Consider the following 16,636-nt stretch of genomic DNA (forward strand, 5'->3'; position numbering starts at 1 on the left):
GTTCGCTGTGCGACCATTGCGACCCTTCCGGTCACAGACTGATCTGCTCCGCTGATTCGAGGACTTGAAACATGCAAGACGTCGTCATCGTTGCCGCCACCCGTACCGCCGTCGGCAGCTTCCAGGGCTCGCTGGCCAACATCCCCGCGCCGGAGCTGGGCGCCGCTGTGATCCGCCAGTTGCTGGCCCAGACCGGCCTCGACGGGGCCCAGGTCGACGAGGTCATCCTCGGCCAGGTGCTCACCGCAGGCTCCGGCCAGAACCCCGCCCGCCAGGCCGCCGTCCTCGCCGGGCTGCCCCACGCCGTACCGGCCCTGACCCTGAACAAGGTCTGCGGCTCCGGCCTCAAGGCCCTGCACCTCGCGGCCCAGGCCATCCGCTGCGGCGATGCCGAGGTGGTGATCGCCGGCGGCCAGGAGAACATGAGCCTCGCCCCCTACGTGATGCCCGGTGCCCGCACCGGCCTGCGCATGGGCCACGCCAAGCTGGTGGATACCATGATCCAGGACGGCCTGTGGGACGCCTTCAACGACTACCACATGGGCATCACCGCCGAGAACCTGGTGGAAAAGTACGGCATCAGCCGCGAAGCCCAGGACGCCTTCGCCGCCGCCTCCCAGCAGAAGGCCTGTGCGGCCATCGAGGGTGGGCGCTTCAAGGACGAGATCACCCCCATCCTGATCCCGCAGAAGAAAGGCGAGCCCATCGCCTTCGCCACCGACGAGCAGCCCCGCGCCGGCACCACCGCCGAGTCCCTGGCCAAGCTCAAGCCGGCGTTCAAGAAGGACGGCAGCGTCACCGCCGGCAACGCCTCCAGCCTCAACGACGGCGCCGCCGCCGTGCTGCTGATGAGCGCCGACAAGGCCAAGGCCCTCGGCCTGCCGGTGCTGGCGCGCATCGCCAGCTACGCCAGCGCCGGTGTCGACCCGGCGATCATGGGCATCGGCCCGGTCTCGGCGACCCGCCGCTGCCTGGAGAAAGCCGGCTGGAACCTCGGCGAGCTGGACCTGATCGAAGCCAACGAAGCCTTCGCCGCCCAGGCCCTGTCCGTGGGCCAGGAGCTGGGCTGGGATGCGAGCAAGGTCAACGTCAACGGCGGCGCCATCGCCCTCGGCCACCCCATCGGCGCCTCCGGCTGCCGCGTGCTGGTGACCCTGCTGCACGAGATGATCAAGCGCGATGCGAAGAAGGGCCTGGCAACCCTGTGCATCGGCGGCGGGCAGGGCGTGGCCCTGGCCATCGAGCGCTGATCGCCACGAAGCCGCTCCCCAGGGAGCGGCTTCGCCCTCCCAAGGCCCCATCGCCAACGCGACGCCCTCCCGCCTTTTGCTAAACTGCGCGCCCCTTACACGAGACGCCGCGCATGCCCTCCGTTCTCCTCCCGGCGCTGCGCGCCGCCCTCGACGCCCGCCAACCGCTGCTGGCCGAACTGAAAGCTCAGGGCACCGACTGCTACCGGCTGTTCCACGGCAGCCAGGAAGGCGCTCCCGGCCTCACCGTGGACCGCTACGGCCCCCAGCTGATGGTGCAGAGCTTCCACCAGCCCCTGCAGCGCGACGCCCTGCTGGCACTGGTCGAGACGGTCAACGCCCACCTGGGCGAGGCGCTGCTGCCGGTCTACAACGACCGCTCCGGCAGCAACTCCCGCGTCGACCGCAGCGACCCGGTGTACCAGGCCGACGACGCGGCCCTGGCGGACCAGGTCGGCCATGAATGGGGCCTGGCCTACCGGGTGCGTGGCCGTCACCCCGGCCAGGACCCGCTGCTGTTCCTTGACCTGCGCAACGCCCGGGGCTGGGTGAAGGCCAACAGCGCCGGCAAGTCGGTGCTCAACCTGTTCGCCTACACCTGCGGGGTCGGCCTGGCCGCCGCTGCCGGCGGCGCCCGCGAGGTGTGCAACCTGGACTTCGCCGAAGGCAACCTGGCCGTGGGCCGGGAGAACGCCGCCCTCAACCCCGGCCTGGTGCCCATGCAGTTCGTGCAATCGGACTACTTCCCGGCCATCCGCCAACTGGCCGGCCTGCCCATCGCCCGGCGCCATGGGCAGCGGCTGCCCAGCTACCCGCGCCTGGAAGCACGCCGCTTCGACCTGGTGTTCCTCGACCCGCCAGCCTGGGCCAAGAGCGCCTTCGGCACCGTCGACCTGCTGCGGGACTACCAGAGCCTGCTCAAGCCCGCCCTGATGGCCACGGCGGACGACGGCGTGCTGGTGTGCTGCAACAACCTGGCGAAGGTGGGAATCGAGGAATGGCGCGACCAGGTGCTGCGCTGCGCCAGCAAGCTCGGGCGCCCGGTGCGCGACTGCGAGCAGCTGCTGCCGGCCGCCGACTTCCCCTCCCAGGACGGGCGCCCGCCGCTGAAGACCCTGGTGCTGCGATTCTGAATCGAGACACCGCCGACGATTCCAGTCGGCGCCGTCTGTCGGAACCTTAAGGGCGTGCCATACTCCAACCCACCTCCGCCGGGATAGTCGACGCCGCACCATGTACAAAGGATTGAAACGCGCCACGTGCGCCTTGCTGATCGTCCTCGCCTTCTACGCCCTGCTCGGCTTCCTGATCCTCCCGGGAATCGCCCTGCGCGTCGTCAACCAGCAGTTGGCCACCTATGCCAAGGTTCCGGCACACCTGGAGCGGCTGCAGCTCAACCCCTTCAGCCTCGAACTGACCCTCTGGGGCCTCGAGATCGGCGAGCCCGACAAGCGCCAGGTGGGTTTCGAGCGCCTGTACGTCAACCTGGAGCTGGACAGCCTCTGGACCGGCGCCCTGCACCTGGCCGCCGTCGACCTCGACAAGCCCACCACCGAGGTGCTGTTCGCCAAGGACGGCACGCTGAACCTGACCCAGCTGTTCCAGCTGCCCCCCAGCGAACCCAAGGCCGACGAACCGCCTGCCGGCGATCCGTTCCCGGTGCGCATCGACAGCATCCGCCTGGCCAAGGGCGACGTGCGCTTCCAGGATCTGCGCCCGAGCGAGCCCATCGAATTCGTCTACGACGCCCTCGACCTGGAGCTGAAGAACCTCAGCACCCTGCGCGACGACAACGCCGACATGCTGCTGGTGGCCACCGGGCCCTACGGCGGGCGCATCGACTGGAAGGGCAGCCTGAGCCTGCTGCCGCTGACCTCGGAAGGCGAACTGAAAGTCACCGACGGCAACATGAAGGGCTTCTGGCCCTACGTGCGGGACGCGGTGCCGCTGGTGCTGGACAAGGGCACCGTCAGCCTGTCCACCCGCTACCACCTGAGCCTGGCCGAAGGCACCGCGCTGAAGCTGGAGCAGACGGCCATCAAGGTGGCGCCCTTCGCCATCAAGGCGCCGGACGGCCGACCGCTGGTGAACCTGGAAAGCCTGGAAGTCAGCGACAGCGCACTGGACCTGGCCAAGCAGCAGGTGGTGGTCGGCAAGATCCGCAGCCAGAACCTGGAGACCTGGGCCGCCCGCGAAGCCGACGGCCAGCTCGACTGGCAGAAGCTGTTCGCCAGCGAAGCCAAGGCCCCGACGAAATCCCCTGCCGCCCCGGACGCGAAACCGGCCGACGCGGCGGCCACGCCGGCCCCTGCTGCCGCGCCTGCCAAGCCCTGGCAGGTGCTCCTGCGTGACACCCAGCTGCGCGGCTACAAGGTCCACCTCGCCGACCGCGCGCAGAAGGATGCCGTGCAGATCGACGTCGGCCCGCTCAACCTCGACCTCAAGGACTTCGACAGCCTGGGGCAGTCACCCTTCCAGCTGGCCCTGGACACCGGCATCGGCAAGCAGGGCAAGCTCAAGGCCGAAGGCCAGGTGCAACTGACCCCGACCACCGCCAAGCTGAAGGTGGAGACCCGCGACATCGACCTGCGGGTGGCCCAGGCCTACCTGGCTCCCTTCGTCCGCCTGGAACTGCGCAGCGGCATGCTCGACAGCAACCTGGACGTCGCCCTCACCAGTACCGAGCCACTGGCCCTGACCATCACCGGACGTGCCCTGGTCAACCAGCTGCACACCCTGGACACCCTCAAGCAGCGCGACTTCGTGAAGTGGCAACAGCTGCTGGTGGAAGGCCTCGACTACCGCCATGGCAGCAGCCTGAGCATCGCCAAGGTGGGCATCAGCCAGCCCTATGCGCGCTTCATCATCAACGAGGACCTCACCACCAACGTCAGCGACCTGGTGATCAAGCAGCCTGCCGATCCCAAGGCCAAGGCCGAACCGGCCGGCAAGCCGCTGGACATCCACATCGGCGCGGTGAGCATCAGCAACGGCTCGGCCAACTTCGCCGACTTCAGCCTGACCCCCAACTTCGCCACTGCCATCCAGCAGCTCAACGGTGAGATCAGCACACTCGACACCCGTACCCGCACCCCCGCCAAGGTGAGCATCGACGGCAAGGTGGATCGCTATGCGCCGGTGACCATCAAGGGCGCGCTGACCCCCTTCGACCCGCTGGACTCCCTGGACATTGCCACCAGCTTCAAGCGCGTCGAGCTGACCACCCTGACCCCCTATTCCGGCAAGTTCGCCGGCTACCGCATCCGCAAGGGCCGCCTCAACCTGGACCTGCACTACCAGATCGAGAAGGGCCAGCTGAAGGCCGACAACCACCTGGTGCTGGAAAACCTGCAGCTCGGCGAGCGGGTCGACAGCCCCGATGCGGTGGACCTGCCGATCCGCCTGGCGGTGGCCCTGCTGAAGGACACCGAAGGCAAGATCGACATCCAGCTGCCGGTGGCCGGCAACCTCAACGACCCGCAATTCAGCGTCGCGCCCATCGTCTGGCAGACCCTGCGCAACCTGGTGCTGCGTGCCGCCCAGGCCCCCTTCAAGTTCGTCGCCGGGCTGGTCACCGGCGGCGGCGAGCACGACCTCAGCAACGTGCCCTTCGACGCTGGCAGCGCCGAGCTGTCCGCCGACGCGCAGAAGGGCCTGGACACCCTCGCCCAGGCCCTGCAGGAGCGCCCCGCCCTGCGCCTGGAGATCGAAGGCATGAGCGCCACCGCCGTGGACGGGCCGCTGCTGGCCGCTGCCCGACTGGAGCGCGAGTACCAGAGCACCTACTACAAGATCGCCCAGCGCCGCGGCGACAAGGTGCCCGCCGACGCCTCGCTGATGGAGGTGCCGGACAGCGAGAAGCCGCCGATGCTCGAAGGTATCTACCGCGCCCGCCTCAAGCAGCAGCCACCGGCCGAATGGGCCCAGCTGGGCAACGACGAGCGCACCGCGAAGATGCGCGACGCAGTGGTCGGTTCCTGGGCCCAGAGCGAACTGCTGCTGCGCCAACTGGCCCAGGCACGCGCGGCGGCCATCAAGGCCTACCTGGTGGACCGTGGTGGCCTGCAGGACGAACGGGTCTACCTGCTCGACGTCAGCCTCGGCGAAGCCGGCCAGGACGGCCGCGTGGACACTCCGCTGCAACTGGGCACCGAATGACGCGGAATTCGGTCCCGCCTGCGCAGTCCAACGGCCAGGCGTGACCCTGCGTACACGCCGCCCTGCTGACAGGCACACTGGGGCGGCGTAGGCTGGACCCCGTTCAACTGGATGGAACCCTTCGTGAAAGCCCGATACCTGCTTGCCCTGCCCCTTCTGCTGCTGAGCGCAGCCCATGCCAACGCCTCCTCCACCCTCCGCTGCGGCAACGGCGGGCTGGTCAGCCTGGAGGACAGCACCTCCCAGGTCCTGCGCAAGTGCGGCGACCCCGCCAGCCGCAACAGCCTCGGCTACCGCAACGTGGTGGACCGCTATGGCCAGGAGAGCGAAGTCCTGGTGGAGGAATGGGTCTACGGGCCGCGCAACGGCATGTACCAGTTCCTGCGTTTCGAGGGGAACAAGCTGCGCAAGATCGAGAGCAAGCGCGGCGACTGACAGCCCAGAACCGGCAGTGCTAGGCTCTGCCGCCCTTTTCAACCGGACAGGATGCCCAACCATGATTCGACGTCTGCTCCCCCTGCTCGCCCTGCCCTTTGCCGTGGCGAGCCTCGATGCCTCGGCAGCGACCTTCCGCTGCGGCAGCGCCCTGGTCAGCGAAGGCGACCGCGCCGTGGAGGTGCTGCGCAAGTGCGGCGAGCCCGCCGCGCGCAACCTCATCGGCTACTCCGAGACCCGCAACGGCCGTCAGGAAATGCAGGTGGAGGAATGGGTCTATGGCCCCGTGAACGGCATGTACTACTACCTCGACTTCATCGGCGGCCGCCTCAGCACCGTCGAAAGCAAGCGGAACTGACCCGCTCGGCTGAACCCTCTACGCGACAAGGACGTCACGCTTGGTCATCCTCCCCGCCGAACACCCCCTGGACTGGAAACGCCCGCCGGTCGTCACGCTGTTCCTCGTCGTGCTCAACGCGCTGATCTATTTCGTCTACCAGGGCGGCGATGCGGCGCGCTCCGAGGAGGCGGTGCGGGCGTATCTCGATGCCGGCCTGCTCAACCGCGAGCGTGCGCTGTTCGTCGAGAGCCTGAGCAAGCGCCATGAACTGGACCCGGAGGAACGCCGCGCCCTCGACTCCGCCCGCCGGAACGACCTGGCGCTCTACGCCCTGCGGGACCTGGAGTTCGAAGACGAACTGCACCGTTCGGCCGCCTACCAGGCAGACCCGGCCTGGCAGCGCGCGCGGGCTCCCGCCGAGGCCGCGCGGGACAGCCTGAGCAGCTACCGCTTCGGCTTCATCCCCAAGCGCTTCACGGTGGAGGGGCTGTTCGGGGCGATGTTCCTCCACGGCAGCTTCGATCACCTGCTGGGCAACATGATCTTCCTGTTCATCTGCGGCTTCGCCCTGGAGCGTGCGCTGGGCGCAGCGGCCTACCTGGGGCTGTACCTGGCCAGCGGCCTGGCCTCGCACCTGCTGTGGTGGGCGATGGACCCGGGCTGGGTGCCCGGCATCGGCGCCTCGGGCGCGGTGGCGGGGCTGATGGGGATGTACATCGGCGTCTACGCCCTGCGGCGGATCAACTTCTTCTACTGGCTCGGCCCGATGATGGGCTACTTCAAGGCCCCCGCCCTGTGGATCCTGCCCATCTGGATGGGCAAGGAACTCTACGGGCTGCTGCTGGCCAACGACCACGTCAACTACTACGCCCACCTGGGGGGCCTCGCCTCCGGCTTCCTCGGCACCTGGCTGCCCCGGCGCATCGGCGCGCTTAAGGTGGACGAGCAGTACCTGGCCAAGGAAGACCCGGACGCGCCGTTCAAGCGCGAACTGGCCGCGCTGGAAGCCCTGATCGGGCGTTTCGCCCTGGACCAGGTGCCAGAGCGCGGGCTGGACCTGCTGGCCCGCTACCCGGGGCGGGTGGCGTTGCTGGAGCGCCTCTACCCGGTTGCCCGCACCCGCAAGGACAAGCCCCTGGCCAGTGCCGTGCTCAAGCAGGTCTTCGCCCTGCCGGACCCGACGCCTGCACGGGGCCTGCTGCTGCAGATGGCCACGGACCTCAGCGCTCCCGAACAGCAGTGGCTGCAACACCCGGCCGTGCTGGCCAACCTGCTCCAGCGACTGCTCAAGCTGGGCGAAGGCCCGGCCGCCCTGGGGGTGTGGCGAGTGATCGCCCGGCAGGCGCCGGCCCCTGCACAACTGCCGGTGATGACCCTGGCGCTGGCCAAGCAACTGGGGCAACGCCAGGACCTGCGGGGTGTGGCGGAGCTGGCCGCCTTCCTCAACAAGGCCTACCCCGACGCCGAGCAGACCCGGCAGCTTGGCCTCTACCGCGCGCACCTGGCCCGCTGACCCCGGAAACGACGATCCCCGCCGAAGCGGGGATCGAGGTGTACGGGTCAGGCTCAGAGGCGGCTGCTGAAGTCACGCAGTTCGTCCTGCGCGCGCTCCTTGCTCCAGCCGTAGCGCTCCTGGAGCTTGCCCACCAGGTATTCGCTGTGGCCTTCGGCGACATCCAGGTCGTCGTCGGTCAGGTTGCCCCAGCGCTCCTTGATGCGGCCGCTGAGTTGCTTCCACTTGCCTTTGATGATGTCAGCGTTCATGGCATTGCCTCCTCGGGTGGGCGCCGCCCCGCAGGGCGGCGCCAGGGATCATTCGGCGGACTTCAGGCCGTCGGCGGCGACAGCGGTCACGCCCTTGATGGACTTGGCGGTGCTGATGGCCAGGTCGCGCTCGGCATCGCTGGAAACCACGCCGGACAGGGCGACCACGCCTTTGTTGGTCTCGACCTTGATGTCCAGGGCGCTGAGGTTCTTGTCGGCCAGGAAGCTGGATTTCACCTTGCTGGTGATCCAAGTGTCGGACACGGCTTCTTCAGCCTTGTCGACGGTATTGGCAGCCAGTTGGGTCGGGGCGGCCTGGGCGGCGAATACGTTGCCGGCCAGGGGCAGGCTGAGGGCGGCGGCAGCTACGGCGGCAAGGGTGACGCTGTGGAAGGACTGTTTCATGAGGATTCTCCTGTTACTCACAATGTTCTGCAGCCTTGTCCTGTCTGCAGTCACTGTAGGTATCGCAAGGCCTGTGCCAGCCTTGAGCAAAAGAATTAATCCTTTTAAATCAATTACTTATAAATTAATCACAGCACCGCTCGGCTTGCAGATTGCAGGATGCAGCCAAGCGGCGCGTGCACTTTGCACGACCACTCAGCCCGCCAGGCGGGCCAGGGTGGACTCCAGCGCAGTCACTTCGCCGAGCAACGGCGTGGCCGGGTAGCGGGCCCGGATGAAGGCGAGCAGCTTGCCGGCCTGCTCCACCTGGCCGAGCTGTTCGGCCAGGGCCCGGGCTGCCAGCAAATAGGCACGGGGGACGTTGGGGTAGTCCGGGAAGCGCTGGTGCAGGTTGCGCAACAGGCTGATGGCTTCCTTGGCCTTGTGGCGATCCACCAGGGCCGCGGCGATACGCTCGCAGACCTGCGGGTCCTCCGGCAGGTAGTCGGCCTTCAACCGGCGGGCATTGAGCAGTGCGGTGGCCCCCAGCGCCGGGTTCTCGCGGGCGGCGATGGGCAGGTAGTGGGCAAGGTGGCGCAGGCAGCGGGCGGTTTCGTTGAGGCCGAACAGCAGCTGGTGGAAGCGCTCGTTGAGGCGCAGGTCGTTCGGGTCCCGCTCCAGGGCGGCGGTGAGGGTTTCCAGCGCGGCGGCAGTCTGTCCTTCCTTGACCCGCACTTCGGCTTCGGCGAGGGCGCGGCGGCGGCGCCACTCCGGCTCGGGGTAGCCTTCGTGCCCGCCCTCTTCGGCAATCGCGAAGCCCAGGGCGCCCTGATACTGGAACACTGCGTAGCCCATCATGGCGCACATGACCACGCCGAAATAACCGAACAGGAAGGCGGCGATGGGCATCAGCACCACGCGCGGCAGGCCGTGGGCCAGCAACACAGTGACGTAGCCGGGCGACTGCCAGAGGATGAACAGGAACACGCAGAGGATCAGGTAGCGCCAGCCCATGGCCTTGATCACGTCGCCGAGCTGTTCGGGGCTCAGCGCGGCACCGAGCTCCTTGTTCAGGGCCAGGCGGATGATGCTCGCCGGCATCAGCAGCATGAGGCCGATGTTCACGGCCCAGAACAGGGCCTCGCTGTGGAAATCGGCGGCCAGCCAGAGCACGGCAAAGGCCACCAGGAAAACCACCAGCTGCTTGATGAACAGCAGGAAGCCTTCGCCGACGAAGGCAGTGGCCAGCCCGGGGGCCTCGCGGGAACCTTCGCTGGCCGCTTCGATGACGCTGTGGAAGTACTTGGTGGCGATGCTGAACAGCGCGACCCAGAGGATGATCGAGCGCGGCATGAACAGGCTGGCCAGGCCGAGCACGGCGGCAAAGGCCAGGGGGCCGGTCTGCAGGCCGTAGCGGAAGAACTGCGGAATGCGTTCCCAGAAGGGTTGGGCGGTGTTGGCGGCCCCCAGGAAGTGCAGTTGCGCGCGGCACAGCGGGCAGGCGGGGGATTCATCCGGGCGTTCGGCGTTGAGGGGGATGCAGCAGTCACCGAAGTGACGGTCGCAGGCCGGGCAGTGCCAGGTGGCGGGTTGGGCCTGGTGGTACTTGCAGTAGGTCTTTTCCATGACCTGGAATCCTTGTCGGCGACTGGCGGCGCGTCATTCTCCGAGAAACGAAAGAGGGCCCGCAAGGGGCCCTCTTTCATACAGCCGACCGGTTATCAGACGCCGGAAGCTTCAGCAGCCTCGACATCCTTCATGGACAGCTTGATGCGACCGCGGTTGTCCACGTCCAGCACCAGGACCTTCACTTCCTGGCCTTCCTGCAGGACGTCGGTGACCTTGTCGATGCGCTTGTCGCTGATCTGCGAGATGTGCACCAGGCCATCCTTGCCGGGAAGGATGTTGACGAAGGCACCGAAATCAACGATGCGCTCGACCTTGCCGACGTAGACCTTGCCGATCTCCGCTTCTGCGGTGATGGCCAGAACGCGCTGCCTGGCGGCCTCGGCGGCTTCCTTGGTCTCGCCGAAGATCTTCACGCTGCCATCGTCTTCGATGTCGATGGAGGCCTTGGTCTCTTCGCAGATGCCGCGGATGGTGGCGCCGCCCTTGCCGATGACGTCGCGGATCTTGTCCGAGTCGATCTTCATGGCCAGCATGGTCGGGGCGTTTTCGGACAGCTCGCTGCGGGACTCGGCGATGACCTGGTTCATCTGGCCGAGGATGTTCAGGCGTGCTTCCAGTGCCTGCTCCAGGGCGATCTCCATGATCTCTTCGGTGATGCCGTTGATCTTGATGTCCATCTGCAGGGCGGTAACGCCCTTGGCAGTACCGGCCACCTTGAAGTCCATGTCGCCCAGGTGGTCTTCGTCACCCAGGATGTCGGTCAGGACGGCGAACTTGTCACCTTCCTTCACCAGGCCCATGGCGATACCGGCCACCGGAGCGCGCATCGGCACGCCGGCGTCCATCAGGGCCAGGGAGGCGCCGCAGACAGAAGCCATGGAGCTGGAGCCGTTGGATTCGGTGATCTCGGACACCACGCGGATGGTATAGGGGAACTCGTCGCCCTTCGGCAGCATGGCGGCGACGCCACGACGGGCCAGGCGACCGTGGCCGATTTCGCGGCGACCGGCGCTGCCCATGCGACCGCACTCACCGACCGAGAAGGGCGGGAAGTTGTAGTGCAGCATGAAGGCGTCCTTGCGCTCGCCTTCCAGGGTGTCCAGCAGCTGGGCGTCACGGGCGGTGCCGAGGGTGGCAACGACCAGGGCCTGGGTTTCGCCACGGGTGAACAGGGCGGAACCATGGGTCTTGTCCAGCACGCCGACTTCGATCTTCAGCGGGCGGACGGTGCGGGTGTCACGGCCGTCGATGCGCGGCTTGCCGTTGACGATGTTCTCGCGAACGGTGCGGTATTCCAGCAGGCCGAAGGCATCCTTCACTTCACCCGCCGGGAACTGGCCGGCTTCCTCGCCAGCGAAGCGGGCGACGACCTGGTCGCGCAGCTCGTCGAGGCGGTTGTAGCGGTCCTGCTTGATGGTGATGGTGTAGGCCTGGGAGATGGCCTCGCCGAACTCGGCCTTGATGGCGCTGAGCAGGGCGGTGTTCTCGGCGGGAGCGGTCCAGTTCCAGGTCGGCTTGCCCGCTTCGGCGGCGAATTCCTTGACGGCATTGATCACGGCCTGGAATTCCTGGTGGGCGAACAGCACGGCGCCCAGCATCTGGTCTTCGGTCAGCTCGTCGGCTTCGGATTCGACCATCAGCACGGCGTCCTGGGTACCGGCCACGACCATGTCGAGGCTGGAGGCCTTGAGCTGCTCGTAGTTGGGGTTCAGCAGGTAGCCGGTGCTCTCGTGGTAAGCCACGCGGGCCGCGCCGATCGGGCCGGCGAACGGAATGCCGGAGATGGCCAGGGCAGCGGAAGTACCGATCATGGAGGCGATGTCCGGATCAGTCTTCTTGTTGGTGGAGACGACGGTGCAGATGACCTGCACTTCGTTGAGGAAACCTTCGGGGAACAGCGGGCGGATCGGGCGGTCGATCAGGCGGGAGGTCAGGGTCTCTTTCTCGGAGGGCCGGCCTTCACGCTTGAAGAAACCACCGGGGATGCGGCCGGCGGCGTAGGTCTTTTCCTGGTAGTGCACGGACAGCGGGAAGAAACCCTTGCCCGGGTCGGCCTGCTTGGCACCAACCACGGTCACCAGGACGGTGACATCGTTATCAACGGTGACCAGAACGGCGCCGCTGGCTTGACGGGCGATACGGCCAGTCTCGAGGGTGACGGTCGATTGACCGAATTGGAACTTCTTGATTACCGGGTTCACGGTGTTTTCCTTCTCTTTTGTTGCCTTGGGGGAAATCTGCGAAAGGCGCGGGAGTCGGACCCGCCGTCTTCCTCAAAAAGCCTGAAGCTGGAAACCAGAAGCTGGAAGCAAGCGCGATGTCCTGCTTCCAGCTTCCGGCTTCCAGCTTCCAGCTCGAATGCGTCTTAGCGACGCAGACCCAGACGACCGATCAGGGCGCTGTAACGAGTGGTGTCCTTACCCTTCAGGTAGTCCAGCAGCTTGCGACGCTGGTTAACCATGCGGATCAGACCACGACGGGAGTGGTGGTCTTTGCCGTTGGCCTTGAAGTGATCCTGCAGCTTGTTGATGTTGGCGGTCAGCAGTGCGATCTGCACTTCCGGAGAACCGGTATCGCCTTCAGCTTGCTTGTACTCGTTAACGATCTGGGCTTTTTCAGCAACGCTCAGTGCCATGATGGGCTTCCTCTGAGAGTAATAGGCCGGGAACGAATCCCGTGTTTTAAAAAGAGGTGTGACCGTGCCTATTAACAGCCACCCTCGAATCGGTCATTCCGACCGAATCAGTCGACGTGGCGCTATGCGCCCGTCATCGCTCACTTCACCGATGCCGATGAAGCGACCGGTGTGATCCTGCACCCGCAGCATGCCGAACTTCGGCGCTTCGGGAGCCCTTACCGGCTGCCCATGCAGCCAGTAATAGGCACTGTGTTCGCTCAGTTGCACCAGGGGCCAGTGCTCCAGGCCACTGTCGGAGGGGAGCAGGAAGCGGTCGAGCGCTTCGTTGCCACCTTCGGCGTGGGCCTTCTCCAGTTCCTCGAGGCTGATGGCCTGGGACAGGTTGAAGGGGCCGGCCTGGGTGCGACGCAGTTCAGCGACGTGGCCACCACACCCCAGCACCTGGCCAAGGTCCTCGACCAGGGTGCGAATGTAGGTGCCTTTGCTGCAACTGACGGAAAGCGTGGCCTTGGTGGAATCGAAGGCCAGCAGTTCCAGGCGCGCAATAGTAACAGAACGCGCCTCGCGCTCCACTACTTCGCCGGCACGTGCCAGCTTGTAGAGGGGCTGCCCGTCCTTCTTCAGGGCCGAGTACATCGGCGGCACCTGCTGGATTTCACCACGGAAGCGCCCCAGGGCCGCCTCCAGCTCGTCGCGACCAACGGTCACGTCGCGCCGTTCGATCACCTCGCCCTCGGCATCGCCGGTGGTGGTGGTGACGCCCAGCTGGGCAACGGTCTCGTAGCCCTTGTCGGCATCCAGGAGGTACTGGGAAAACTTGGTGGCTTCACCGAAGCACAGGGGCAGCACGCCCGTGGCCAGGGGATCGAGGCTGCCGGTGTGGCCGGCCTTCTCCGCATTGAGCAGCCAGCGGACCTTCTGCAGGGCCTGGTTGGAGCTCATGCCACGGGGCTTGTCGAGGATGAGGATGCCGCTCACATCACGGCGGATACGCTTGACTTGGGCCACCGTCAGTCCTCGTCACCCTGATGCCGACGGTCTTCGGCGACCGCACGCTCGATCAGCGCGGACAGCTCGGCGCCACGGCGGATGCTGGCATCGTAGTGGAAGTGCAGCTGGGGCACGCTCCGCAGCTTCATGGACTTGCCCAGCAGCATGCGCAGGTAGCCGGCGGCGTCGTTGAGGATCTCGGTGTTGAGACGGATGACCTCGGCGTTGTCGTCCTGGCCCATCACGGTGATGAAGATCTTGGCATGGCCGAGATCCCGCGCCACTTCGACGCCGGTGATGGTGACCATGCCCAGGCGCGGGTCCTTGACCTCACGCTGGATCAGCAGGGCCAGTTCGCGCTGCATCTGGTCACCGATGCGCTGGGTGCGGCTGTATTCTTTTGGCATAAATCGGTACTCACTCAAAAACCAAAAAGCCGGGAGCTGGAACTGGCGGTGTCAATCACCCCGCGCAGCACCCGGCTCCCAGCTTCTGGTCAGTGGCCACTCAGAGCGAGCGGGCCACCTGGACCTTCTCGAAGACCTCGATCTTGTCGCCGACCTTCACGTCGTTGTAGCTCTTCACGCCGATACCGCACTCCATGCCGTTCCGCACTTCGGACACGTCGTCCTTGAAGCGGCGCAGGGATTCCAGTTCGCCTTCGAAGATCACCACGTCGTCGCGCAGTACGCGGATCGGACGGTTCCGATGGACAGTACCCTCGATGACCATGCAGCCGGCGATGGCGCCGAACTTCGGCGAGCGGAACACGTCGCGTACCTCGGCGGTACCCAGGATGTTCTCGCGCACATCGCTGCCAAGCATGCCGGTGAGGGCCTTCTTGACGTCCTCGATGATGTCGTAGATGACGTTGTAGTAACGCAGGTCGATGCCTTCCTGCTCGACGATCTTGCGCGCACCGGCGTCGGCACGCACGTTGAAGCCGAACAGAACGGCGTTGGAGGCCAGTGCCAGGTTGGCATCGGACTCGGTGATACCACCGACGCCACCACCGACCACACGTACCTGGACTTCGTCGTTGCCGAGGTCGGACAGGGCACCCTGCAGGGCTTCCAGAGAACCACGCACATCGGACTTGAGCACGATGTTGAGGGTCTTCTTCTCGTCCTGGCCCATGGTCTCGAAGATGTTCTCCAGCTTCGAGCTGTGCTGACGGGCCAGCTTGACCTCGCGGAACTTGCCTTGACGGAACAGGGCCACTTCACGGGCCTTCTTCTCGTCGGCCACCACGGTCATATCGTCACCCGCATCCGGGGTGCCGTCGAGGCCGAGGATTTCCACGGGGATCGACGGACCGGCTTCCTTGATGGACTTGCCGTTCTCGTCGAGCATGGCGCGAACGCGACCGTAGTTGACGCCCACCAGGACCATGTCGCCCTGACGCAGGGTACCGTCCTGGACCAGCAGGGTGGCCACCGGGCCACGGCCCTTGTCCAGGCGGGACTCGACCACGACACCACGACCGGGAGCGGACGGGGTAGCGGTGAGTTCGAGTACCTCGGCCTGCAGCAGGACAGCTTCCAGCAGCTCGTCGACGCCGGTACCGGCCTTGGCCGAAACGGGCACGAACTGGGTGTCGCCGCCCCACTCCTCGGGGATCACATCCAGAGCGGCCAGGCCGTTCTTGATGTTGTCCGGGTTGGCTTCCGGCTTGTCCATCTTGTTGATGGCGACCACGATCGGCACGCCAGCAGCTTTCGCGTGCTGGACCGCTTCCTGGGTCTGCGGCATCACGCCGTCATCAGCCGCCACCACGAGGATGACGATGTCAGTGGCCTTGGCACCACGGGCACGCATGGCGGTGAACGCGGCGTGACCGGGGGTGTCGAGGAAGGTGACCATGCCGCGCGGGGTTTCCACGTGGTAGGCACCGATGTGCTGGGTGATGCCACCGGCTTCGCCCGATGCCACCTTGGCGCGACGGATGTAGTCGAGCAGCGAGGTCTTGCCGTGGTCGACGTGACCCATGACGGTCACGACCGGTGCACGGGAGAACGACTCGCCTTCGTACTTCAGCGATTCGGCCAGTTGGTCTTCCAGGGCGTTCTCGTTGACGAGCTTGACCTTGTGGCCCATCTCCTCGACGACCAGCTGCGCGGTCTCGCGATCGAGCACCTGGTTGATGGTGACAGGACTGCCCATCTTGAACATGAACTTGACCACTTCGGCGCCCTTGACGGCCATCTGGGCCGCCAGCTCTGCCACGGTGATGGTCTCACCGATGCTGACTTCTCGCACGATCGGCCCCGTCGGGCTCTGGAACCCGTGCTGGTTGCGCTTCTTGAGCTTGGACTTGCCACGGCCACCGCGACGGTAGCTGTCGCTCTCTTCCTCGGTGCTGCGCGGAGCAATACGCGGCGACGGCACCTTTTCCTTCTCCTTGGCGGAGGGACGGTGCTGGGCTTGCTTGCGGTCGCGACGGTCGTCTTCGTCACGGGCGCGTTCCGGACGGCGAGGCTCTTCGCGACGGCGATCGTCGGCAGCGCCTGCTGCGGCGGGTGCCGCAGCAGCGGCGCCGGCAGCCGGAGCCGCCTGGGCTGCGGGAGCAGCAGCCACTGCTGCTGGGGCCTCGGGGCTGCGAGCAGCGTCCTTGGCACGGGCGTCCGCCTCACGGCGGGCCTCTTCCTCAGCGCGGCGCTTGGCCTCTTCCTCGGCCTTGGCGCGTGCGGCCTCTTCGGCGGCACGCTGCTCTTCCAGCTCGCGCTGCTTCTCGGCTTCGATCTCGTCAGGGCTGCGCTTGACGTAGGTCTTCTTCTTGCGCACTTCGACGCTGATGGTCTTGCTGCCCGCCACCTTCAGGGTGGTCGTGGTCTTGCGCTGCAGCGTGATCTTGCGGGGTTCTTCCAGGCGCTCGCCATGGCTGCTCTTCAGGTGCGCGAGCAGCGCCTGTTTTTCACTGTCGGTCACCACCTGGTCGGCGCTGCTGTGAGGCAGGCCTGCCTCACGCATCTGCTGCAGCAGGCGCTCCACCGGTGTATCGACCACCTTGGCCAGTTCTTTCACCGTGACTTGCGTCATGCACTTCTC

The 16,636-nt window shown here is 66.3% G+C and carries 14 protein-coding genes; 6 read left to right on the forward strand and 8 right to left on the reverse strand.

What is annotated here, in order from left to right:
* Positions 1–71 precede the first annotated feature (71 nt).
* From PotMrB4_RS24315 to PotMrB4_RS24340, 6 genes are all read left to right on the forward strand, one after another.
* Positions 72–1,250 carry an acetyl-CoA C-acetyltransferase gene (locus PotMrB4_RS24315; protein WP_172434691.1) on the forward strand — a complete coding sequence of 393 codons (1,179 nt, stop codon included), beginning with the start codon at positions 72–74 and terminating at the stop codon, positions 1,248–1,250.
* Between the two features lie 113 nt (positions 1,251–1,363).
* Entirely contained in the window at positions 1,364–2,383 is a 1,020-nt protein-coding gene (locus PotMrB4_RS24320; RefSeq protein ID WP_107328305.1) for a class I SAM-dependent rRNA methyltransferase, read from the forward strand.
* 100 nt (positions 2,384–2,483) lie between these two features.
* Positions 2,484–5,408 (forward strand): DUF748 domain-containing protein, encoded by a 2,925-nt coding sequence (locus tag PotMrB4_RS24325; protein WP_172434692.1) that lies wholly within the window; start codon positions 2,484–2,486, stop codon positions 5,406–5,408.
* 111 nt (positions 5,409–5,519) lie between these two features.
* Positions 5,520–5,843 (forward strand): DUF2845 domain-containing protein, encoded by a 324-nt coding sequence (locus PotMrB4_RS24330; RefSeq protein ID WP_044413772.1) that lies wholly within the window; start codon positions 5,520–5,522, stop codon positions 5,841–5,843.
* Positions 5,844–5,904: 61 nt separating this feature from the next.
* Entirely contained in the window at positions 5,905–6,201 is a 297-nt protein-coding gene (locus PotMrB4_RS24335) for a DUF2845 domain-containing protein (protein ID WP_172434693.1), read from the forward strand.
* A 40-nt stretch (positions 6,202–6,241) separates the two neighbouring features.
* Entirely contained in the window at positions 6,242–7,696 is a 1,455-nt protein-coding gene (locus PotMrB4_RS24340) for a rhomboid family intramembrane serine protease (RefSeq protein ID WP_172434694.1), read from the forward strand.
* Between the two features lie 53 nt (positions 7,697–7,749).
* Here the strand turns inward: PotMrB4_RS24340 and PotMrB4_RS24345 are convergent, their stop codons facing one another.
* From PotMrB4_RS24345 to infB, 8 genes are all read right to left on the reverse strand, one after another.
* Entirely contained in the window at positions 7,750–7,947 is a 198-nt protein-coding gene (locus tag PotMrB4_RS24345) for a CsbD family protein (protein ID WP_044413763.1), read from the reverse strand.
* Between the two features lie 48 nt (positions 7,948–7,995).
* Positions 7,996–8,352, reverse strand: coding sequence for a BON domain-containing protein (locus PotMrB4_RS24350; RefSeq protein ID WP_044413760.1), 357 nt, complete (start codon positions 8,350–8,352; stop codon positions 7,996–7,998).
* Between the two features lie 195 nt (positions 8,353–8,547).
* Entirely contained in the window at positions 8,548–9,957 is a 1,410-nt protein-coding gene (locus tag PotMrB4_RS24355; RefSeq protein ID WP_142014293.1) for a DUF4013 domain-containing protein, read from the reverse strand.
* A 95-nt stretch (positions 9,958–10,052) separates the two neighbouring features.
* Entirely contained in the window at positions 10,053–12,161 is a 2,109-nt protein-coding gene (gene pnp / locus PotMrB4_RS24360) for a polyribonucleotide nucleotidyltransferase (RefSeq protein ID WP_044413754.1), read from the reverse strand.
* A gap of 164 nt (positions 12,162–12,325) precedes the next feature.
* Positions 12,326–12,595 carry a 30S ribosomal protein S15 gene (rpsO, locus tag PotMrB4_RS24365; RefSeq protein ID WP_044413751.1) on the reverse strand — a complete coding sequence of 90 codons (270 nt, stop codon included), beginning with the start codon at positions 12,593–12,595 and terminating at the stop codon, positions 12,326–12,328.
* 93 nt (positions 12,596–12,688) lie between these two features.
* Positions 12,689–13,606 carry a tRNA pseudouridine(55) synthase TruB gene (truB, locus tag PotMrB4_RS24370; RefSeq protein ID WP_172434695.1) on the reverse strand — a complete coding sequence of 306 codons (918 nt, stop codon included), beginning with the start codon at positions 13,604–13,606 and terminating at the stop codon, positions 12,689–12,691.
* A gap of 2 nt (positions 13,607–13,608) precedes the next feature.
* Positions 13,609–13,995 (reverse strand): 30S ribosome-binding factor RbfA, encoded by a 387-nt coding sequence (gene rbfA / locus PotMrB4_RS24375; RefSeq protein WP_044413746.1) that lies wholly within the window; start codon positions 13,993–13,995, stop codon positions 13,609–13,611.
* Positions 13,996–14,095: 100 nt separating this feature from the next.
* Positions 14,096–16,627 carry a translation initiation factor IF-2 gene (gene infB, locus PotMrB4_RS24380; protein ID WP_044413743.1) on the reverse strand — a complete coding sequence of 844 codons (2,532 nt, stop codon included), beginning with the start codon at positions 16,625–16,627 and terminating at the stop codon, positions 14,096–14,098.
* Between the last annotated feature and the right edge of the window lie 9 nt (positions 16,628–16,636).

The organism is Metapseudomonas otitidis, from assembly GCF_011397855.1.
GTDB lineage: Bacteria > Pseudomonadota > Gammaproteobacteria > Pseudomonadales > Pseudomonadaceae > Metapseudomonas > Metapseudomonas otitidis.